General features: G+C 46.5%; 20 protein-coding genes and 2 pseudogenes. 13 read left to right on the top strand and 9 right to left on the bottom strand.

What is annotated here, in order from left to right; genetic code table 11:
- Nucleotides 1-575 precede the first annotated feature (575 nt).
- From HA45_RS11170 to HA45_RS28100, 4 genes are all read left to right on the top strand, one after another.
- On the top strand, nt 576-1,724 hold the full coding sequence (locus HA45_RS11170) for an efflux RND transporter periplasmic adaptor subunit (protein WP_100700112.1): 1,149 nt from the start codon (nt 576-578) through the stop codon (nt 1,722-1,724).
- 1 nt (nt 1,725) lies between these two features.
- On the top strand, nt 1,726-4,887 hold the full coding sequence (locus HA45_RS11175; protein ID WP_100700113.1) for an efflux RND transporter permease subunit: 3,162 nt from the start codon (nt 1,726-1,728) through the stop codon (nt 4,885-4,887).
- Between the two features lies 1 nt (nt 4,888).
- Nucleotides 4,889-6,313 carry an efflux transporter outer membrane subunit gene (locus HA45_RS11180; protein WP_100700114.1) on the top strand — a complete coding sequence of 475 codons (1,425 nt, stop codon included), beginning with the start codon at nt 4,889-4,891 and terminating at the stop codon, nt 6,311-6,313.
- 355 nt (nt 6,314-6,668) lie between these two features.
- Nucleotides 6,669-7,052 (top strand): hypothetical protein, encoded by a 384-nt coding sequence (locus tag HA45_RS28100; RefSeq protein ID WP_244563427.1) that lies wholly within the window; start codon nt 6,669-6,671, stop codon nt 7,050-7,052.
- On the opposite strand, the gene HA45_RS11190 is transcribed toward HA45_RS28100, so the two are convergent.
- Nucleotides 7,030-7,593: a TetR/AcrR family transcriptional regulator gene (locus tag HA45_RS11190; protein ID WP_100700116.1), complete on the bottom strand. Its 564-nt coding sequence runs from the start codon at nt 7,591-7,593 to the stop codon at nt 7,030-7,032. The genes HA45_RS28100 and HA45_RS11190 overlap by 23 nt on opposite strands.
- Before the next feature lie 222 nt (nt 7,594-7,815).
- Here HA45_RS11190 and HA45_RS11195 point away from each other — a divergent pair, with 222 nt between their 5' ends.
- The 3 genes from HA45_RS11195 to HA45_RS11210 all read left to right on the top strand — a co-directional run bounded on the left by HA45_RS11195 (nt 7,816) and on the right by HA45_RS11210 (nt 10,765).
- Nucleotides 7,816-8,496, top strand: a complete 681-nt coding sequence (locus HA45_RS11195; protein WP_100700117.1) for a pirin family protein — start codon at nt 7,816-7,818, stop codon at nt 8,494-8,496.
- A gap of 1,097 nt (nt 8,497-9,593) precedes the next feature.
- Nucleotides 9,594-10,190 (top strand): NAD(P)H-dependent oxidoreductase, encoded by a 597-nt coding sequence (locus HA45_RS11205; RefSeq protein ID WP_100700118.1) that lies wholly within the window; start codon nt 9,594-9,596, stop codon nt 10,188-10,190.
- On the top strand, nt 10,187-10,765 hold the full coding sequence (locus tag HA45_RS11210; RefSeq protein WP_100700119.1) for a TetR/AcrR family transcriptional regulator: 579 nt from the start codon (nt 10,187-10,189) through the stop codon (nt 10,763-10,765). The genes HA45_RS11205 and HA45_RS11210 overlap by 4 nt, the downstream gene beginning before the upstream one ends.
- Here HA45_RS11210 and lplA read toward each other — a convergent pair.
- Nucleotides 10,758-11,648 (bottom strand): annotated as a pseudogene (gene lplA, locus HA45_RS11215) (lipoate--protein ligase); the annotation flags it as partial. The gene HA45_RS11210 and the pseudogene lplA sit on opposite strands and share 8 nt — an antisense overlap.
- A 552-nt stretch (nt 11,649-12,200) precedes the next feature.
- On the opposite strand from lplA, the gene HA45_RS27290 reads away from it, so the two are divergent.
- The 3 genes from HA45_RS27290 (at nt 12,201) to HA45_RS11225 (ending at nt 13,569) form a co-directional block, all read left to right on the top strand.
- Nucleotides 12,201-12,353 (top strand): hypothetical protein, encoded by a 153-nt coding sequence (locus HA45_RS27290; protein WP_157811607.1) that lies wholly within the window; start codon nt 12,201-12,203, stop codon nt 12,351-12,353.
- Nucleotides 12,354-12,428: 75 nt separating this feature from the next.
- A complete protein-coding gene (locus HA45_RS11220; protein WP_128598936.1) occupies nt 12,429-12,998 on the top strand; it encodes a hypothetical protein in 570 nt (189 codons plus the stop codon).
- A gap of 85 nt (nt 12,999-13,083) precedes the next feature.
- On the top strand, nt 13,084-13,569 hold the full coding sequence (locus HA45_RS11225; protein WP_100700122.1) for a hypothetical protein: 486 nt from the start codon (nt 13,084-13,086) through the stop codon (nt 13,567-13,569).
- 477 nt (nt 13,570-14,046) lie between these two features.
- Here HA45_RS11225 and HA45_RS11230 read toward each other — a convergent pair whose 3' ends face one another.
- Complete coding sequence (locus tag HA45_RS11230) at nt 14,047-14,781, bottom strand: hypothetical protein (RefSeq protein WP_100700123.1); 735 nt, start codon at nt 14,779-14,781, stop codon at nt 14,047-14,049.
- Between the two features lie 40 nt (nt 14,782-14,821).
- Complete coding sequence (locus tag HA45_RS11235; protein ID WP_100700124.1) at nt 14,822-15,883, bottom strand: hypothetical protein; 1,062 nt, start codon at nt 15,881-15,883, stop codon at nt 14,822-14,824.
- 64 nt (nt 15,884-15,947) lie between these two features.
- Between HA45_RS11235 and HA45_RS11240 the strand changes: the two genes are divergently transcribed.
- Nucleotides 15,948-16,142, top strand: coding sequence for a hypothetical protein (locus tag HA45_RS11240; protein WP_100700125.1), 195 nt, complete (start codon nt 15,948-15,950; stop codon nt 16,140-16,142).
- A gap of 39 nt (nt 16,143-16,181) precedes the next feature.
- On the opposite strand, the gene HA45_RS11245 is transcribed toward HA45_RS11240, so the two are convergent.
- From HA45_RS11245 to HA45_RS11260, 5 genes and pseudogenes are all read right to left on the bottom strand, one after another.
- Complete coding sequence (locus tag HA45_RS11245; protein WP_100700126.1) at nt 16,182-16,460, bottom strand: hypothetical protein; 279 nt, start codon at nt 16,458-16,460, stop codon at nt 16,182-16,184.
- Entirely contained in the window at nt 16,453-16,626 is a 174-nt protein-coding gene (locus HA45_RS27295) for a hypothetical protein (RefSeq protein ID WP_157811608.1), read from the bottom strand. Before HA45_RS27295 ends, HA45_RS11245 begins: the two co-directional genes overlap by 8 nt.
- Nucleotides 16,627-16,750: 124 nt before the next feature.
- Nucleotides 16,751-17,871, bottom strand: a pseudogene (locus HA45_RS11250) (IS3 family transposase).
- 297 nt (nt 17,872-18,168) lie between these two features.
- Entirely contained in the window at nt 18,169-18,726 is a 558-nt protein-coding gene (locus HA45_RS11255; protein WP_128598937.1) for a hypothetical protein, read from the bottom strand.
- A 183-nt stretch (nt 18,727-18,909) separates the two neighbouring features.
- Nucleotides 18,910-19,761, bottom strand: a complete 852-nt coding sequence (locus HA45_RS11260) for a hypothetical protein (protein WP_100700128.1) — start codon at nt 19,759-19,761, stop codon at nt 18,910-18,912.
- A 44-nt stretch (nt 19,762-19,805) separates the two neighbouring features.
- Between HA45_RS11260 and HA45_RS28105 the strand changes: the two genes are divergently transcribed.
- Together HA45_RS28105 and HA45_RS28110 are read left to right on the top strand one after the other, a co-directional pair.
- On the top strand, nt 19,806-20,054 hold the full coding sequence (locus HA45_RS28105; protein WP_240629169.1) for a class I SAM-dependent methyltransferase: 249 nt from the start codon (nt 19,806-19,808) through the stop codon (nt 20,052-20,054).
- 60 nt (nt 20,055-20,114) lie between these two features.
- On the top strand, nt 20,115-20,383 hold a 269-nt coding region (locus HA45_RS28110), incomplete at its 3' end, for a class I SAM-dependent methyltransferase (RefSeq protein ID WP_495524941.1).

Below are 20,383 nucleotides of genomic sequence, written 5' to 3' on the forward strand. Positions count from 1 at the left end.
AATTATTTTAATTGTCATCTTTAGTATGACAAATAGACATGCCCCATGGATATTGCTCTGCGAGAGGGGCAAGAGAAGGTGTATTTTCTGTATGACTTTAATTTGAAGTGAAAAATAAATTTTTATTATGACCCATTATTCGCTTCGCTTAGGTCAGTAACGGGGAGAATATAGCGGCAGGTTATGGTATTGATAGGAAAAGATATCCCGTGCAACTTTAACGGGAAGTGATTTATTGAGGCGTTATTTCCTAAAGTCGCCAACAATTAAAATAGAGCATAAATGCAATTTAACGCAAATCGATATTAAATAATCCTGAAGTGTCGGCAATTTTTGTACATATCTGTTGTTAATTTGTAACCTGACGATCTTTCATTCTGATATTGAAGAATGCTCATGTTTCCAAATCACTTTTCTCACCGCTTTTCTCACAACAGAAGGGGGTTTTGGTGGTTTCACGCTTTTAGCACCCGAAGCTAAGCCGCGATCTGACTCTTTTCATTTTCCTGACAGTGGAAGGAATGCTAATTTGATAGACTTCAGTTTGAGAATGAACGTTCACTACAGGGTTATTCATGAAGAATTTTCAGCGCAGTGTGATCGCAGGGCTGGTGATGTTAGTCGCCGCTTGCGATCAAAGCAGCAATCAACAAGCCGCGGCAACCACCACAGAAGTGGGCGTGAAAACGTTGCAAAACGAATCGGTTACGCTGGACAGCCAACTCGCCGGGCGAGTAACCGGCAGTATGACCTCCGAAGTCCGCCCGCAGGTTGAAGGCATTATTCTGAAGCGCCTGTTTACCGAAGGTGATGAAGTCAAAGCCGGGCAGGTGCTGTATCAAATCGATCCTGCCAGCTATCAGGCCAGTTACGATCAAGCGCTCGCGCAGTTAAAGAACGCGCAGGCGTTAGTGAAAAGCAGCAAGTTAAAAGCAGAGCGTTACGCCGCATTAGTAAAAGAGAACGGTGTGTCGCGCCAGGATGCTGATGATGCATTGGCGACCTATCAACAAAACGTGGCGTCGGTGGACCAATACCGTGCCGCCGTGGAAAGTGCGCGCATCAATCTGAATTACACCCAAATCAAAGCGCCGATCAGCGGCCGTATTGGCATCTCATCGGTGACACCGGGCGCGCTGGTGACCGCCAGTCAAACTACCGCGCTGGCCACCATTCGTGCCCTCGACCCGATCTATGTCGACCTGACCCAATCCAGCGTGCAGCTGCTGAAACTGAAACGCCAGCAGGCCTCTTTACAGCAGAGTACTGATGTCGTGCCCGTGACGGTGAAACTCGAAGATGGCAGCGCTTATGATCATCCGGGCAAACTGGAACTGACAGAAGTGTCAGTGGATGAAGCCACCGGCACCGTCACGCTGCGCGCTATTTTCCCGAATCCGCAACATGAGTTGCTGCCGGGCATGTATGTGCGTGCCAATGTGACCAACGGTGTAAAAACCGATGCAATCATGGCACCGCAGCAGGGCATTACGCGTGATGCCAAAGGCAACGCCACGGCGCTGGTGGTCGATAAAGAGAATAAAGTCGAGAGCCGTGAAGTGGTGGCCGATCGCGTGATCGGGAATAAGTGGCTGATCACCTCTGGTCTCAATAGCGGTGACAAGCTGATTGTTGAAGGCACGGGGAAAGTGCAGGCGGGCATGAGTGTTAAAGCCGTGGAAGTGACGCCAAACGATAAAGCCGCGACCAGCGAGGGTAACTGATATGTTGGCTCAGTTCTTTATTCGTCGGCCGGTGTTTGCCTGGGTCATCGCCATCTGCATTATGATGTTCGGCTTGCTCAGTGTTAACAGCTTGCCCGTGGCGCAATATCCTGACGTCGCGCCACCGCAGATCAGCATTCAGGCAACCTATACCGGTGCGTCGGCGGAAACGCTGGAGAGCAGCGTCACTCAGGTCATCGAGCAGCAGCTCACCGGACTGGATGGTTTGCTCTATTTCAACTCCACCAGCACGGCATCGACCGGGCAGGTGAAAATCAACGTTACCTTCCAGCAGGGCACCGATCCGGATATCGCCCAGGTGCAGGTGCAGAACAAGGTTCAGCAGGCAGAGAGCCGCTTACCTACGGCCGTCACCACGCAAGGTGTCACCGTGGAGAAAGCGCAGAGCGACTTCCTGCTGATCCTCGCGGTGTACGATAAAACCAATAAAAGCAGCTCTTCCGATGTGGCTGACTATATGGTCAGTAATATGGAAGACACGCTGGCGCGCGTGACCGGCGTGGGTAGCGTACAGGTGTTTGGTGCCGAGTACGCGATGCGTATTTGGTTGGATCCCAGCAAGCTTGCTTCTTATTCACTGATGCCGTCGGATGTCACCACCGCGCTGGAGAGCCAGAACACCCAGGTCTCTTCCGGTCAGTTGGGCGCACAGCCAGCCAGTAAAGAGCAGCAACTGGTGGCGACGGTGCGTTCACGTTCACGTCTGCAAACCCCAGAACAGTTCCGCAATATCGTCCTGAAAAGTCAGTCTGACGGTTCCGTGGTGCGCCTGAGTGACGTCGCACGCGTCGAGATGGGCGATGAAGATTACAGCGCTAACGTGTTAGCAAACGGCCATCCGGCATCCGGTATCGCGGTGCAACTGGCATCGGGTGCGAATGCGCTGTCTACTGCTGAACAGGTGAAATCCACCATCAATGAGTTCCGCAGCAGCATGCCTGCGGGCTATGAAATTGCCTATCCACTCGATAGCACCGACTTCGTCAAAATCTCAATTGAAGAAGTGGTAAAAACGCTGATCGAAGCGGTGATCCTGGTGGTTATCGTGATGTTCGTGTTCCTGCAGAACATTCGTACCACCTTGATTCCGGCGATTGCCGTACCGGTGGTGTTGCTGGGTACTTTTGGTGTGCTGTCGCTATTTGGTTACTCGATTAACACCTTAACCATGTTCGGCATGGTGCTGGCCATCGGCTTGTTAGTTGATGATGCGATCGTGGTGGTAGAAAACGTCGAGCGCGTGATGCGCGAAGAGGGATTGCCACCGCGACAGGCCACCGAAAAATCGATGAGAGAGATCACCGGTGCGCTGGTGGGGATTGCGTTGGTGCTGTCAGCGGTGTTCCTGCCGATGACCTTCTTCAGTGGCTCAACCGGCGTGATCTACCGCCAGTTCTCCATCACCATTGTGTCGTCGATGGTGCTGTCGGTGATTGTCGCATTAACGCTGACGCCGGCACTCTGCGCCACCTTACTGAAACCGCATAAGCACGACAGTGGCACCACAGGCTTCTTCGGCTGGTTCAACCGCAGCTATGAGAAAGTGCAGGGACGCTATCAAAACGGCGTCGGCCATGTCGTGAAGAGTTCAGTGCGCTATTTATTGCTGTACGGCGTATTACTGATCGGTTGTGCGGTGCTGTATATGCGCTTGCCGACCGGCTTCCTGCCGACCGAAGACCAAGGCTATATCATGGTGCAGTATCAGCTGGCACCGGGCGCAACGGAAAACCGTACCAGTGAAGTGCGTCAGCAGGTGCAGCAGTACTTCGCCACCAAAGAGAAAGATAACGTTAACGTCAGCATGCTGGTTAATGGCTTCAGCTTTGCCGGTAGCGGACAAAACGCCGGGATTGGCTTTATCTCGCTGAAAAACTGGAGCGAGCGTAAAGGCACTGAGAACAGCGCTGATGCGATTGCGGGCCGCGCCATGGCTGCGCTCGCCAGCATCCGTGACGCGCAAATTTTTGTCCTGTCTCCGCCTTCGGTCTCTGGCCTTGGGCAGTCCAACGGCTTTACCTTTGAACTGCAAGGGCGCGGGGCCACCGACCGTGACCAGCTGCTGAAGATGCGTAACCAGCTGATTGCCGAAGCTAATCAGGATCCGGTGCTGAGTGCGGTACGCGCCAACTCGCTGCCCGATCTGCCGCAGTTGGATGTGAGTATTGATGATGCCAAAGCGCAGTCGCTGGGCCTGACCATCAGTGATATCAACACCACGCTGAGTGCAGCGATTGGCGGGAGTTACGTCAACGACTTCACCGACCGTGGCCGCGTGAAGAAAGTGTACATGCAGGGCGACCAGCAGTTCCGCAGTAAGCCGGAAGATATCGATCAATGGTACGTGCGCGGAACGGATAGCAGCAGCAACACCACCATGGTGCCATTCTCTTCGTTTGCCTCATCGCAATGGGCCTACGGACCCGATGTGCTGTCACGTTATAACGGCCTGGCTTCGTATGAAATCGAAGGGTCGTCAGCCTCCGGTAAGAGTTCGGGCGATGCCATCACCGCGATGGAGAAACTGGCGGCCAAACTGCCGGCCGGCACCACCTTTGCGTGGAGCGGGCTCTCTTATCAGGAAAAACTCTCGGGCAACCAGGCGATGTCGCTGTATGGCATTTCGCTGATTGTGGTGTTCCTGTGTCTCGCCGCGCTGTATGAAAGCTGGTCGGTGCCGTTCTCGGTGATGATGGTGGTGCCGTTAGGTGTCATTGGTTCACTGCTGGCGATTACATTGCGTGGTCTGGAAAACGATGTGTATTTCCAGGTGGCACTGTTGACCATTATCGGGCTATCGGCGAAGAACGCGATTCTGATCGTGGAATTCGCTGAGGACAATTACCGCAAAGGCGAGAATCTGGTGAAAGCCGCGATTCATGCCGCCACCATGCGTTTGCGTCCGATCATTATGACGTCACTGGCGTTCACCGCCGGGGTGCTGCCGCTGGCCATTTCTACCGGCGCCGGTGCCAACAGCCGTATCGCCATCGGGACCGGTATTATCGGCGGCACCCTGACGGCAACGTTACTGGCGATCTTCTTTGTTCCGCTGTTCTTTGTTCTGGTCCGTCGCGTATTCCCGGCGATTCCGCATGACGATGCACAGTCAACCGAATCTGCTGTGAAGGCGGAGGAATAATATGTCTGCAAAACTGTTAATGGTGTTGTTACCGTGCTTCCTCGCGGGCTGCGTGTCACTCGATCCGCACTACGATCGTCCTCAGGATGCGGTTAACACCACCGCGCCATCCGGCGATGCCTATCGTGGCTTGCAGGGCACGCCCGCGAATTATCGTGATATCAGCTGGCAGGATTATGTGCTGGATACCAAGCTGCGTCAGGTGGTGACGATGGCGCTGGACAGCAGCCGCGATCTGCGTGAAGCGGTGGCCAGCGTGAAATCGGCGCACGCGCAGTACGGCGAACAGCGCGCCGATCTGTTCCCGACCCTCAGTGCAGGGGTCAGCGGCACTCGTTCGCGCGCACTGACCGGTGAGGGGAATCAAACCGCGATCAGCAATAGCTATTCTGCGGAAGGCAGCGTCAGTTCCTTCGAGTTGGATCTGTTTGGCAAGAACCAAAGTCTGTCGCGTCAGCAGTATGAAACCTACCTCGGCACGCTGGAGGGCGCACGCAGCACGCGCCTGACCGTGCTGTATAACACCGTGGATTACTGGCTACAGTTGGCTGCCGATCGCAGCAATCTGGCAATCGCCAAAGAGACGGCAGAGAGTGCGCGTCAATCGCTGGAAGTCACGCGCAAACGTCTGCAAAACGGGGTGGATTCAATGGTGGACGTGGCTTCAGCAGAAACCACGTATCAATCCGCGCAGGCGGATGTGGCCAGCTATACCACCAGCGTGGCACAGGATAAAAATGCGCTAGATTTGGTGGTCGGTAAAAGCGTGCCGGATAACTTGTTGCCGCAGGATATTGAGTCGATTGGCAATGCATTGAAAACCGTGCCTGCGGGCGTGTCATCGGATGCCTTAAACAATCGTCCGGATGTGTTGCAGGCCGAGCATAATCTTAAGGCGGCGAATGCCAATATCGGTGCCGCCCGCGCCAACTTCTTCCCGAGCATTACGCTGACCGCTAGCGGAGGTGTTGGCAGTGCCGATTTGTCATCGCTGTTTAAGAATGGTGCAGGCATTTGGTCATTTGCGCCAAGCATCTCGCTGCCGATTTTCAAAGGCGGCTATAACGTGTCCTACCTGAACTACACCAAAGCGCAGAAAGAGTATTACGTCGCGGTGTATGAGAAGTCGGTGCAAACCGCGTTCTCGGAAGTGGCGGATGCACTGGCGCGACGCGGCACCATTAACGATCAGCTGACCAGCCAGCGTAATAATGTTGCCGCATCGCAGACTTACTATCATCTGGCCGACCTGCGTTATCAGAACGGTGTTGATACCTACCTGAATGCGTTAACCGCTCAGCGCACTTTGTATACCGCGCGCACCAGTTTGGTTAGCGTGCAGCAGGCCTATTACCAAAACCTCAATACCTTCTACAAAGTTTTGGGTGGCGGTACGGCATTGAAAGAATCTGAACTGAAACTGTAACCTTCGCCCGGGCCGGTTATGTGTCGGCCCGGGTAAAAATGTAACCGGGTTTTTAACCGCCATTTCAGCGGGAAACGCCTTCGCGTATGATATGAAAAACAATAATTACGCTGTGGACATTTTAGGAGTGATGATTGAGCAAATCAGACAATGAAGAGTTCTTCCAGCAACGTCAGCAGCTGATTATTTCAGCGGCCAAAATTTGCTTTAGCCAATCGGGTTTTCATGGTGCCAGCATGGCGGATATTAGTCGTGAATCCGGGCTGGGAGCAGGGCAGATATACCGTTATTTTGAGAGCAAAGAATTAATCGTTGGCGAAACCATTAAAAGTATTGCGGTGAGCTGGCGTCTTTTTTGCAAAATAATCTCCCACAACAAATCAGTACCACTGATATTATTAATACAGAGTCTGGTTTTTGGCAGGGTTGGCCGTATCAGGAGCGTTGCTTATTACTGGAAATGTATTCGGAAGCATCGCGGAATCAATGTGTCCGTGAAGTTTTGGCGCAGGAAGAACAATTATTAATTGCTGAGCTGGAGACATCATTTGGTCAACAGAACCCTGGCGTGAGTGCTCAGCAGTGCAATGACCGTATTCAATTTTTATTGATGCTGGTAGACGGGGTTGCCTGCCGCGCCTTTGGCGATAAACCCTGGATCATCAGGAACAAGCCAGGATCAATGGCATTCTTACGCATCATCTGTTTGGCTGATATCAGACCTTGTCAGGCTGATTGATGTCACGCGTGATGGCATCGAAGAAAGGCATAAAACCGGCAGGGACGTCACGCTGTTTCATGCAGCGGCGAATAATCATGCCATCAATCACCAGTGAAATGATATGCAGGCGGGTATTGATAACGTTGGCATCCAGCGCCGGATTAAGCGTCTGTTCCTGAGTAATAAAGTTATTTTTCAACACCTGCCACGCATCATGCATTATCTGACGAATACGTTCGTTACGCGTAGATTCAGATGATACCTCCATCAGCAACACAATACTGTGTTCGACCTCAGTCGGCACAATGTCCTGCACCGAATGCGTCATCCCTCCTGCATGGGCAATTCGCTCAAAATCAGCATTCAATAATGCAATCATGCGTTGCACCACATTGGTGACCAGCGCTTCAATAATGGCTTCTTTATTTTTGTAGTATTTATAAATTAAACCAATGCTGACGTCCGCCTGGCTGGCAATATTCTGAATGGAGGTTTGATGAAAACCTTTTAGTCGCATGCATTGCTCGGCTGCATCAAGAATCTGTTCGCTGCGATTCATGTTATTTACTCAACACGGAAAAGTGTATTTTACGCAAAAACAGGCATGCTGACTAATCCTGAATGCTGAAAAATGACGGACTTTGAGTTGTTTCTCTTTCTTATTATTGCTGCGAGTTATCAATATTCAAAATTTTTGACATAAGCGAGCAAATCGATCCCCTGTTCTGGAATTTTCATGTCGCTATCATGGTGTGCATAGCAACATTCTGAGGAGCAAACCATGAACGTGATGCGTGCACAGCGTGACCAACTGTTTGAATACGGTCCTTTTACCATCCGCCGGCAAAGACCCGGTGAGGCTTTTGGCCCGCTGGCGGTGATTGATCAGATGTCGTTGAAAATGGATGCGCGTATTCCGATGCACACCCGTCAGGACGAAGAGATTTTTAGCTACGTTTGGCGTGGTTCAGCACAACACCTGACTGAGCAGGGGGAAACCACCGCGATGAATGCCAAACGCGCGATGGTGGTGAGCGCAGGGATTGGGGTGCGTTATGAAGAGTCTGCGCCTTTTATTGAAACCGAGATGTTTCAGGCTTATATCCGTCCGGCAAAACGCGGCGCTACCCCACGAACCTCGAGTTTCACTCGCGCAGAAGGCCTGCCGCTAAATATGTGGACGCTGCTGGCGGGACCAGAAACTAGCGATGCACCGCTGCGCTTGGGTCAGGAAGTTTTTATTTATGATCTGAAAGTGGAGCGGGGCGCACAGGTAGAGGTGCCACATGTCGCTGGTTTCTCAACCTGGCTGACATTGCTGGACGGGATTGTGCGTGTTGGTGATGAGCGCTTGATGCCAGGGGATTCCATAAGCGAGCAGGGCGCATTGCCTGACGTGCGCGGCGAGCGTGACGCAACATTGATAGCTTTTTTGGTGAGTGACGGTGTCACGTTTGTGTGAGTGAGGGCTGCCATTGTTAGATAAATGGCAGCCTTTTTTGTGTGCGGTGGTGTGGGCCGTAGCACCTCAGCTGCTGCCGGGCAGTCCTCGCGCCGCTGACGCGGTGCCCTCGGCTTCTACGTCGTGCCTACGGATCGTTCGGGGATCGACCATCCCTGGTCGGCCCCGAACTGATCCACGCATCCCTGCGTGGATCTCCTGGCACAACGTAAAAGCCTCAGCGCTGCGAATAGCCCTTGCAGCATCAGAGGTGCTACGGCCATTCACATGGTGCCCGTTTTGACAAAACCCAGCGAAGCTTCTGAGCAGACTTAGGCCAAATTGACAGCATGCCTTGATTCAATCCAGCAGGTTTGATTCCTTCACATGCACTTAATCAATCGAGTCGGTTAGTTCCCTTTACAGCACGCGTTGAAATCGAGCCGGTTGATTGCCTTTTACAGCACGCATTGAATAAATCGAGTCGGTTGGGTTCCTTTTACAGCATGCCCCGAATCAAACGAGTCGGTTGGCTTCCTATTACAGCATTCCCTGAATCAAACGAGCCGGTCGTTTTTCCTTTTACAGCACGCACTGAATCAAACGAGAAAGTCAGGCCCTTGTACAGAACGCATTAAATCTAACAAGCTGGCGGCCCTTTTGGCAGAACGCACCGAAGTTCATGAGCAGGCTGGGGGCGCTTAGGGGCTGGCAATTCGCAGCGCCGAGCAGAGTGAGTCTGCCAGGATAGCCCGCAGGGAAGCGGGCGAAAGGCGGGGCGGCACATGGATGTGCCATCCCCGCCGATCCGTAAGGCAGACGAACGAAGTGAGGGTACCGCGTCAGCGGCGCGAGGACGCCAGACCCTAAGCGGCTCCAGCCTGCGTCATCACCTGCGGCACCCAGCCCACGTCATCACCTGCATCATCCCGGCAATCTCAACCAGAACCACCACCAGTGCCACCAAATCTGCCCCAGATTCTGTTATCACCAGCGCCACTCAGCAGCCCAGCCAGCCAAAGGCATCACACGCTCAAATCCAACAGTAAACGAACAATTGACAACCTACCGTCGGTAAGTTACCAATAGTAGGTCAATCAACAGCGGAGATAAATCCCATGCACACGCTTATCGTTACGGCCCATCCTGACCCCCATTCACACACGCATGCTGTGGTTGAACAGCTTGTTAAAAGCATCACGGCGAGCGGCGCACACAGTGTTGAAATCGCCGATCTGGCGGCTGAACAATTCGATCCTCGCTTCAATCAAGCCGATATCGATCAGTTCAAATCAGGAACCGTCTCGCCTGCGGATGTATTGTCGGAACAGCAGCGTCTGAACCGTGCCGATGCGCTGGTATTGGTGTATCCGATTTATTGGTGGTCCTTCCCGGCACAATTAAAAGGGTGGATTGACCGCGTGTTTACCCAAGGCTGGGCGTATGACGACACCGGCGAAAAGGTCATAAAAAAATTGGGGCACCTGCAGGTACATCTGCTGGCGCTGGGTGCGGCAAATACGCGTACTTACCTGCGACGCGGCTATTTCAGCAGTATGCGCAATCAGATCGATGAGGGGATTTTCGGCTATTGCGGCGCGCCCGTAATCACCAGCGAACTGTTGTTGCCGTCCGATGAAGGCTATCCTGATGCCCATTACGCGCTTGCCCGGCAATTGGGCCAGCGACTTTCCATTTTGAAGGAACCTGCATGAACTCACCCACGCGCCAGCGTATGACCTTTGACGGCCGCCGCGAGCAATTAATAAGCACGGCGTGGAACCTGGTGCGCTCGCACGGCAGCGATGCCCTGACCTTAGGTCGGGTAGCGATCGAAGCGGGTGTCAGCAAACCCGTGGTGTATGAGCATTTTGGCACCCGCCACGGCCTGATCGCTGCGCTGTATGAAGACTTTGATGTGCGGCAAAACGCTGTTATTGATGCGGCGATGGCTAAGGCAGGTGACGATTGGGCTGAGCGCGCCAGCACGGTGGCGGCTTGCTATGTGAACTGTGTGCTTACTCAGGGGCGCGAGATCCCCGATGTGCTGTCAGCGCTCAACAGCACGCCAGAACTGGCCGAGGTGAAGCGCAAATACCAACTCGATTTTATGGCGAAGTTTCGTTTGTGGTTTGCTGAAGCGAAACTGCCGCAATCCAGCTTATGGGGGCTGCTGGGAGCGGCAGACGCCATCTCAAATGCCGTGGTGTGTGGCGATATACGACAACTGGATGGCGTTAAAGAGCTGCAGGGATTGATCGAGGCGCTGGTGCAGCGCCATCTTATCTGATGCTGTTTACCAGCCAGTTAGCCAATTCGCTGAGTTCCTTCTGCTGCTCCGGAAACTCCGCAATCAGTTTTAACATTGCAGCCTGCAATGACTCCGGGTGATAGGCCACTCCTTGCAGCCGCATCGCCAGCGTTTCTAACGGCGCGGGATTGAGACTATCGGTGAAAATCTGGCTACGGCTAATGGTGCCGCGCTCCACGTCAAAGTGCATCTCAACGCCACCCCAGACAAAACGCTCCTGCAGCAGATGTGAGAAATCGGGCGCCTGGCCAAAATTCCACTCCCAGCTGCTCTGCCGTGCAAACTGCTCCTTAAAGCCGGGAAGGTCTGGTAAGGCTTCAGGTGAAATATATTCGGGCTCGCAGGTTTCATGGTAGTGCGCGAAGTAAGCCGCAATCACCTCGCGGCGGATGTCCGCAAAACTGATGTTCGGAATAAAATCCGCGATATTGGCGACGCGTGAACGCACCGAGGTGATCCCTTTAGCCTGCAGCTTTTTGATGTCCGGGTTCAGGTAATCGGCAAGGCGTGAGAGATCGGCGCTCATCAGGAAAGTGCCGTGATGGAATCCGCGATCGGGCGTTTCGCGGTAGGCGGAACCGGAGATCTTGCGCATATCGCCATTCACATTAACCACGATATCATTGCGCCCCGAGGCTTCGGCGGGCATACCGAGTTTTTCCAGCGCCTGTAAAATAATCCCCGTCGAGACGGTCTTGTCGTATTCCGGTTTGCCGGCCATAAAGGTAAAACAGGCGTTGCCCAAATCATGAAACACCGCACCGCCGCCGCTGCTGCGTCGCGCCAGTTTGATGCCATCTTCTGCCATCCGTCGCGTATTGCACTCTTTCCACGGATTTTGCGCGCGGCCAATCACCACGGTAATACTAAACATTTCACACATGATAACAATTAACATCAATATAATGATCCTGCCTAGTAAAGAACTCACAGGAAGCATTCTTAGACGATATCTCTCCCCAACCAATGCGATGATAGGGTACAGCCAAGGTGGTCTTTAAATCGCTATGTAATGTCCTTATAAGTCAATCCTTCTTTTGAACACGTTTTTACTACTAGTAGCCTAAATAACTATATACAACAGCTAGGGGAGTTTGTAATGCTTGAGTGGATGATATATCTAATTTTTATCGTATTCTTTATTGTACTTATGGTGACAGGATGGATCAAATACGCCTTTATAGGTTTTATGGTTTATCTCGCAATATGTTTTATAGCAGAAGCAATTAAACTTTATCAGGCTTATAAATCATCATATCCACGGGGAGATGATAAATGAATTAGTTAATGCGTTTGTGAAACGAAATAAATTAATGTGCTATAATTACCATTAATAAAGCAAGAATTATGTTAACACCTCTGCACCTTCGGAGGTGCATTTTTTGCATTCAACTTAGCAAGGATTGCTAACAAAATGAAAAAAGAAAAAAAGCCTACTTTGGTAGGTGTCCGTCTTACGGATAATCAGGTGAAGCATTTAGATAAAATTATTGAAGGTAATGAGAGTGTTACAAACCGCTCTCAAGCTATTCAGTACTTAATCAATAAGGCTTTAATATTAGGATAATAAGGGTTTGATGCTTTCACTATAGAAAAGTATTGAGTGCGACAGGATGTTGCATGATTAACATGGACGTAGAAAATGGATAAAAGAACTTATACTAAACTATCGAATCTAACTGAAGAAGAAAAGCGACAACGAAAATTATTTCAAATTAACTATGCGAATATGATTAGGCGTGTCAGAGATAATGTGAGGTATAAAAATGTCTCTGTGTGTGATGAATGGAAAACAAGTTCAGACGCTTTTGTTGAATGGTCAGTAAAAGAATACGTTACAGGCTGGCATCTTGATAAAGATATGCTATCAGGTGTCTCAAAGATATATAGTCCAGAAACTTGTATGTATGTACCACGTGAAGTTAATGCTTTATATCGGGAACCCTATAACAAATATGAATACAAAAACATTCAGAGCAATACCTCTGGTATAGGTTATACATTCAAAACCACAATACTTGGGATTAATCATTCAGGATTTTCACGTAGCACTCAAGAACATGCATATGCGGATTATTTAATGTTCCGCTCGGAACATCTTGTTGGACTATCACAAAAGTATATTGATCGCCACAAACTTAGTGTTGTACTACTTCGTGATTCACAACAATGCAGAAATGACGCAGAAGAAATTTACTCAAAATACCAATAAAATAAAGCCCGGTATAAGTTATTGCACCGGGCTTTTCACTAATTAATTTTAAGAATTTACAAGATTATTTATTAAGGATTTAATAATGGCAGGTAAAGAAGTTGTCTACGATAACAGTGAATTAAAGAAACTTTTAGCAACATTTGACAGTTACAATAGAGATTTAACTACGGAAGCAAAAAATATCATTTATCCAACGATGCGTGAAGTAATGCCGGGAAGCACAAAGGGATATAGTAGCGAAAAGATCTACTTCATTATCTTCAATACGCATGAGTACAGCAGACAACATATCAAATACTGGTGCGATTTATGGACTTTGGAAAAGAATGAAAAATTAATGTCTACAGCAAGCGTTCGTAAGTACAAAGATGTGTGTAAGGCAGTTAGTGATGCTCTTCTTGAGGCAGACCGCCTGGGCGTCAAACTCATTAAGAAAAAAGAAGAAGGGAAACATTATTTAACCGATTTAGAACAGTATGAGTTAAATAAAATGCAAACTAACAATACTTCTGTAGAGGATCTCATGGAGTATCTTAAAAGTCTTATAGATTCTGCTAACACATTATGAGATATGTGTTAAGAGTATTGATAACTAAAAACGTAAGGTGTTAGCAGAATGAATTTCAGGGCACTTATAAAACAGAAAAAAGTACTCAAATAGGTGAATTCTTCAGGCTTTTTAACCTCATTTTATACGTTTTTTCATTGATTTTTCAGTATTGGATCATTCTGCTAACTATATAGAGTAAAATCCATCAATCCTTTTAAATGAGAACCAGGTACATATAGTTCGCTGTCGCTCACTGTTGATCACTCGTCGCTTTGCTTCCTCATGATCAACACAAATCGGTTTACTTGCGTTTCTCGCAGTCGATGACTTCTCGTAACCCAAGCAGAACGCCTTTGCCATTCGACTAGTTAAGAAGTACTGAAAAGATCCATAGTGATTGGCAAGTAATCGTGAGTAGTCGCCACGACGCAGAGTATGCGAGTGGTTTGCAAGTAAATCCAAGACGTACCATAAAAGCAATAGATCTTGAAGACGCTATCGATTCGCGATAGTGAAGTAATCGTTAAGATTTTCACTATGGTAACTAATGCTATCACTGTATCCCTTAAATTCAGACATTAAGGTATTAACCTTAGCTGACAGGCTTAGAATTTCTTGTGAAATGTTTTCATAATCTTCTACTGATGCATCTTCATTAATGAGTAAGCTTCTGGTTTTACGCCATGCTCTCAAATTATGATGAGAAAGCTTTTCGCTAAAACTTATCATACTTGCGTGCAACTCTTTAACCTCATCATTTACTACAATTTTTAACTTTATTAGATTATTGAATTTATGATTGATAATGGTCGGTTTGATCTCTAAATCTCTAATGCTTGATATGAATTGGTCACAATCTTTAACTGTGACAAATAAATCGGGGTTTCTACTAATGAATCTTAAATTAAATGCTAGCATACTCAACTTATGACTCATTCGAAACCAACTCATGTAATAATCATAGTAATCATTTAAAATGAGTTCTTTCAGTAATGCGTAACCATCTTCTTCTTGCTTCTGATGTAACCATTTTGGTGCATTTTTATAAACCAAATATGCCACCAACAATGTACCTATTGTGCCCAGCGTATTGAAGAAATCCATCAGGCTACCAAACTCGAAATGAGAGTCAGATTGTTTCAAAGCCCCATTTATAACTAACCACAATGAAAGTACTAACAAAATTAGAACTGCTGACTTTACGAAAATATTATAGATAATTTTAAACATGAATCACCATTTTCCTAAAAAATTTTTATATTAAAAGTTATTATCTTTCAATTTCAAACTTATCCATTGCTTTCTCTCGATTCCCTCCTGTTACGCTGAGGATTTTTAAAATTTCAAAAAACATAATAGACTTATCCGATTGAAGTGGGGGCAATAATGAAACCTTTTCACCTGACATGGTAAGCATAAAGCAAATGCCATTTAAAAGGTTAATTAATCTTAAGAAGTTTGCTTTTTCATAATAATTTGGCATAAATCCGTGTATAATGCTATGCCTGTTCAATTGTGTTAAACCGCTATAAAAAGCTGTAGATTGATATAAATGATTTTGAACATAGTTATGGCAGTTCAACATGATTTGAACTCTTTTATCAAACTTATTGAAGAAACTTTTTGTTTTTATACCCGCCGGAACCCAGTCATAATTATGATAAACAAAGTCATTGATATATTTTTTTACAGAAGCCTCGATTATTCCTAGTAAGAATTTCGCACCTACATTTTCAGGTTCAGAGATACCTAAAGAATTTCCTAAAGACCTAATTGCATTCTCGATACAAGGCAAAAGGGTAGTTATAGCCGAACGGTAATAACCTAAAGAGTATAACTCAATGGTTTCTTTAATTTGGATGTGTGATTCCTTTAAAGCTTTGAATTTAGGATATAGCTCAATGGAAAAAGTTGAGAGGTTTAGTTTACCAAAAACCACTTCAAGGAATTTATTCCCTAGTTCTATTTGATTCTCTTTACTTTCAGAATCCTTAATTTGATGAATAATAGGCCCCAGCGTGCCCATAGATACGTAAGGTGGAAGGATTGTTTCTGCATAATTAAGCATTTCACCGAAGAACAATAAATTTTTGTCCTCAAGGCATTCAACTGAATTTTTCGGGAAGAATATGTTGTAGTTTTTATAAACAAGGCAATATCCATCGAGAGGCATCATACAAGTGGTAATCTGAGCAGAATTAACTGAATAATCTGCTTTACCTAGTAACCGATTAAGTATGGGAGTTAGATGCTCTATATCAGACTGTGCTTTATTGTTCCTCTTAAATTCTCTGTACACCTTACGTATTTTTGCTTCAGTTTCAATGTTCATCTGAAATCTCTAATTACATGATTTGAAAGTAATAAATACCATAAAAATTCAGAGGAATAACACTATGCAGATAGACAATTTTAAAATCGGTAGATTTGAGTTAAGAAAGGTTGGGGAAGCAATCCAGTACTACATTAGTGGTGAGCAAGTGCAGTACGTTGAACTGGCTTTTGATAGTCCAGAACGTGTCACACTTGATGTACTGAAAGAGATGTATGACCGTGAATCATACGATAGCGGGTTGAAATGGGAAGTTTAAGCCATAATAAATCAACAAAGTGATCATTATGGCTTGTGACTAATCGAACTTACTTCTTAGAGCGTTTAACATTGTTTTTTTCGCCCTTGCTACAAATTCATCTTCAGTTTCGCCCGGTAATACGTCACCAATTTTTTGATCTAGCTTTGTGATGAATTCATCACTTTTGACAACTTCTATTACTTCATTTGAAAATTGCTCGGCTTTTGTTTCGCTGCCTAGAATAGGTTTAGTTATACGGGTCATACTGAGTTGTGCATCTTTTAGTACAGCAACATCGAAACTTTTTTTAAGCAAGGCTAATTGATTTTTATCCATGTTTTTCTTCTCCAGTGTTGCCTTGCGATTTATTTTTAAACATTTGGCGGAATAATGAATCAAACATTTCCGTGACAATCAAAAAAATTTTTTCTTTAGTCTCAGGTGGTAGAGAAGAAAAAAAGTTGTAGATTGACATTACGATTTTCAGCAGCGTCGATAACATTGCAATTCCCTCTAAGAAATGATGCAAGTACTAACGGCATAATTTAAAAAAACTTTAATTATTTTTATCATTATGAGATCATTAGATTGCCCTGTTGACCTGCCCCCAGTATCAGATACAACCTTCAGTTAGTAATGTCGGTTGGTTTTTCTTCATGTTTCCCGTTTCGCCAGCATGCTGCAAATTCAGACGGCGTCTGGTAATTCAGCGATTAATGAGGTCTTGACTCGTTATAGTCCTGCCGCCAGTCACTAATGATTTTCCGGGCATGAAGAATATCGCTGAACCAGTGCTCATTCAGACATTCATCCCGAAAGCGTCCGTTAAAACTCTCAATAAACCCGTTCTGTGTTGGCTTACCCGGCTGGATGAGTCGCAGTTCCACGCCATGCTCAAAAGCCCACTGATCGAGCGCACGGCAGGTAAATTCCGGGCCCTGATCGGTTCTTATCGTTGCCGGATAGCCACGAAACAGCGCGATGCCGTCCAAAATACGCGCGACCTGAACGCCTGAAATACCGAAAGCAGCGGTGATCGTCAGACACTCCTTCGTGAAATCATCCACGCAGGTCAGGCACTTAATTCGGCGGCCGCTGGCAAGTGCATCCATGACAAAATCCATCGACCATGTCAGGTTCGGCGCATCCGGGCGGAGAAGCGGAAGCCGCTCAGTCGCCAGCCCCTTACGGCGTCGCCTGCGTTTTACACCCAGACCGTTAAGGTGTTAGATGCGGTAAACCCGCTTGTGGTTGACGTGAAGGCCCTCCCGACGTAATAACTGCCAGATGCGCCGGTAACCAAACCGGCGACGTTCAAGTGCCAGCTCTGTGATACGCAGAGATAGCTGCGCGTCAGCAGCCGGACGCTGAGCCGAATAACGACAGGTTGAAAGGGACAGACCAGCCAGCCTGCAGGCACGGCGTTGTGACAGACCCGTTGTCTCACACATGACTTCTACGGCCTCCCGCTTCTGGTCTGTCGTCAGAACTTTCGGCCCAGAGCCACCTGAAGCGCCTCCTTATCCAGCATGGCTTCAGCGAGCAGCTTCTTGAGGCGGGCATTCTCCTCTTCGAGTGACTTGAGCCGCTTCACTTCGGGGACTTCCATGCCGCCAAACTTCTTGCGCCAGGTGTAGAAGGTGGCATCTGAAATAGCATGCTTGCGGCAGAGTTCCCGGGCCGAAACCCCGGCTTCAGCCTCGCGGAGAATGCTGATGATCTGTTCGTCGGAAAATCGCTTCTTCATGGGGATGTCCTCATGTGACTTATGAAGACATTACTAACATCGCGGTGTATTAATCAACGGGGAGCAGGTCAGAAACACGTAAGGGGTTCACTTGGCGGCAAGCGTTAGGCTATGTGCTTACCTTAATAGTGGCATGGAATTATGTGGCGATACCAGTACTGGCATTGTTTGGGGTAGTACTACCTCCCATACCACTTGCTGATGTGTGGAGAGTACTGATAATATTAATTGGTGGTAGTTGATAGGAAGCGTTTAGGCTTCCTATTAAGATGAGTGAATTGTGGAATGCTTATAATTTTAATGTGAGTCGATAATAAAAAGTTCAGCATGACTAGATTTTCTGATCTGACTGACACAGATCATGATTCTAGTGTATTCTCTTTCGATTGAGCAAAGTATATACAATAATTCTTGTTTGCTATATGTAACTTTTCCATCGAAGGAATCTTCTAACCTCTTTCTAAACAACTGAATGTTTTTGTCAAAATTATGAGAGGCATTAAAAATTACGTTGGTTCTTATATTGAAGTAACCTGTTTGCGACACATTCCAATGACGCAGAAAGCCTATTAAAACTGTAATGTCTCTAACGGTTTTAATCAGTGATTCACTTCCTTCTAATCCATTTTTAAATTCATCTAAAATCATTTCTTTATTACTAGAGTTGTGGAGAAATGGTTCGACTTTATCATAAAGCATACTTTCTACATGTCCAAATGTAATTACAAGGTCATGAAATAATTCGGCATGCTTAACTAAAACAGCATCAGTTTTTTCGAACGCTTTATCGTTTAGCTTATGAACATACCAGTCTTTAACTTTGGCCGCAGCATAGACAGTAAAAAGTAAAGCCATAGATGCGACGAAAGCAGAAACTCCTGGCGGCGTGATATGGTTGTCAAAGTAGAAAAAATTAATCAGGAATACTGTATATGCACCTATAAGGAATGATGCGATACAAGATAAGGAAATTTCGTTTGCAAATTTTTTTTAGTTCTTTCAATAGCATCTTGTTACTTTCCTTAAGTGGTTGTTTGTTCAATTAATAAAGTTAATTATTGTTTTATGCAGTGGGGAGTAAACAAATGGTTTGTTATTGTCAATTGAAAGGGTAAGTTCAATATTTTTTTCACTTTCTTTTAGTGCTATTTTAATTTTTTCTTCTTCATTTTCAATGTAAACTTTAAATCTATCAATAGTTATTTTTAAGTGCATTAGCTTATGGGTATCAAAAAAAGAATCACCTGAAGCCATGACACCCATGAAATGATAAGTAGTTTCATCTGACAGTTTCATCGCATAGTTGGCATGTTTTTTATGAAGCGTCATTCGTTGCATTGAAGTTAATGTCAGACCTGAAACTTGGCTGCTTTTGAATTTTGAGATCACATCAGGGACATACTTGTGAATTTTTTCGATCAAATCAACATTAGACCACCCATCATTTTGAGCCGTAGGATGATTCAAAACATCTATGAAAATAATAGCATTATCGTAAACTACAGCGAATAAAATGTAGCCAGTACGTTCGAAATAACCATTAGAATCTTTTTCTACGGATAAATGGAAGTGGTGAATGTTCCAGTAGTTTAAAAGTAAATCATGGAATTTAAATTTGGATGTGTTTTTTGATAAGTGCCCACGAAGTGATAGGCCTTTTGTTATTTTCTCTTTTAACTTTTCATATCCTTTTAAAAGATGAATAGGAACTTTTATTCTTGGTAGCTCAATAACTACTCTAGGTTTATCATCTGGGATTTTTCTTTGAAATGAATACACAACTAACAAATTATCTTCCCATGAAAGATTATCATTATACTTGTGTCCGTATTTTTTAAGTTCATCCTTGATATATTCTTTAAGACCTATTGATGGGTTAAAGGTAATCATTTTACTCCCTTACAAATAAATACCTGAAAAACAGCAGGTATTTTATGGCACGTATTACAAAACAACAATCAAAATTGCATGAGCAGGTAATGGATCTTGTTCACTCAGATATGCAACTCACTTTCGATGAAAAAGAATTCATCCTCTGGAACTTCCAAGGGGACGGCATTGGGAGTACTGGGGCATTCTTCACGCCTGAAGGACTAGCATGGGATTTCACCATTGATAGCTATTCATCGGGGCGTTGTCTTGAACTATGTGCAGGCATAGGGGCATTAAGTTTCTGCCAGTAAACTCGATGTAAACCAAAACACATCACATGTGTAGAACTCAACCCGGATTACGTTGCAGTAGTGAAGCGAGTACTACCACAGGCAGAATGGATCATCGGTGATGCTCTTAGTTACTCTTCAAGTGAACGCTATGACATTGTTTATGGCAATCCACCGTTCGGTAAGATCAAAACCTCAGAGGCCGTTACAGGCTCTTACAAGGGTTCTGAGTTCGAATACAAGGTTATTACTCATGGTGCATCACTTGCAGACTATGGGGTATGGATAGTTCCTCAAGGTTCGGCGGGATTTGTGTATAGCGGGGTGAGGTGTTACGTGCGTAGGGAATC

The sequence above is a fragment of the Pantoea rodasii genome (assembly GCF_002095465.1).
GTDB classification, from domain to species: Bacteria; Pseudomonadota; Gammaproteobacteria; order Enterobacterales; family Enterobacteriaceae; genus Pantoea; species Pantoea rodasii.

Bases quoted from the DNA above. Each gene is read 5' to 3' on its own strand.
- HA45_RS11170 (WP_100700112.1), top strand. From the start codon at position 576: ATGAAGAATTTTCAGCGCAGTGTGATCGCAGGGCTGGTGATGTTAGTC.
- HA45_RS11175 (WP_100700113.1), top strand. From the start codon at position 1,726: ATGTTGGCTCAGTTCTTTATTCGTCGGCCGGTGTTTGCCTGGGTCATC.
- HA45_RS11180 (WP_100700114.1), top strand. From the start codon at position 4,889: ATGTCTGCAAAACTGTTAATGGTGTTGTTACCGTGCTTCCTCGCGGGC.
- HA45_RS11190 (WP_100700116.1), bottom strand. From the start codon at position 7,593: ATGAATCGCAGCGAACAGATTCTTGATGCAGCCGAGCAATGCATGCGA.
- HA45_RS11195 (WP_100700117.1), top strand. From the start codon at position 7,816: ATGAACGTGATGCGTGCACAGCGTGACCAACTGTTTGAATACGGTCCT.
- HA45_RS11205 (WP_100700118.1), top strand. From the start codon at position 9,594: ATGCACACGCTTATCGTTACGGCCCATCCTGACCCCCATTCACACACG.
- HA45_RS11210 (WP_100700119.1), top strand. From the start codon at position 10,187: ATGAACTCACCCACGCGCCAGCGTATGACCTTTGACGGCCGCCGCGAG.
- HA45_RS27290 (WP_157811607.1), top strand. From the start codon at position 12,201: ATGAAAAAAGAAAAAAAGCCTACTTTGGTAGGTGTCCGTCTTACGGAT.
- HA45_RS11220 (WP_128598936.1), top strand. From the start codon at position 12,429: ATGGATAAAAGAACTTATACTAAACTATCGAATCTAACTGAAGAAGAA.
- HA45_RS11225 (WP_100700122.1), top strand. From the start codon at position 13,084: ATGGCAGGTAAAGAAGTTGTCTACGATAACAGTGAATTAAAGAAACTT.
- HA45_RS11230 (WP_100700123.1), bottom strand. From the start codon at position 14,781: ATGTTTAAAATTATCTATAATATTTTCGTAAAGTCAGCAGTTCTAATT.
- HA45_RS11235 (WP_100700124.1), bottom strand. From the start codon at position 15,883: ATGAACATTGAAACTGAAGCAAAAATACGTAAGGTGTACAGAGAATTT.
- HA45_RS11240 (WP_100700125.1), top strand. From the start codon at position 15,948: ATGCAGATAGACAATTTTAAAATCGGTAGATTTGAGTTAAGAAAGGTT.
- HA45_RS11245 (WP_100700126.1), bottom strand. From the start codon at position 16,460: ATGGATAAAAATCAATTAGCCTTGCTTAAAAAAAGTTTCGATGTTGCT.
- HA45_RS27295 (WP_157811608.1), bottom strand. From the start codon at position 16,626: ATGTTATCGACGCTGCTGAAAATCGTAATGTCAATCTACAACTTTTTT.
- HA45_RS11255 (WP_128598937.1), bottom strand. From the start codon at position 18,726: ATGGCTTTACTTTTTACTGTCTATGCTGCGGCCAAAGTTAAAGACTGG.
- HA45_RS11260 (WP_100700128.1), bottom strand. From the start codon at position 19,761: ATGATTACCTTTAACCCATCAATAGGTCTTAAAGAATATATCAAGGAT.
- HA45_RS28105 (WP_240629169.1), top strand. From the start codon at position 19,806: ATGGCACGTATTACAAAACAACAATCAAAATTGCATGAGCAGGTAATG.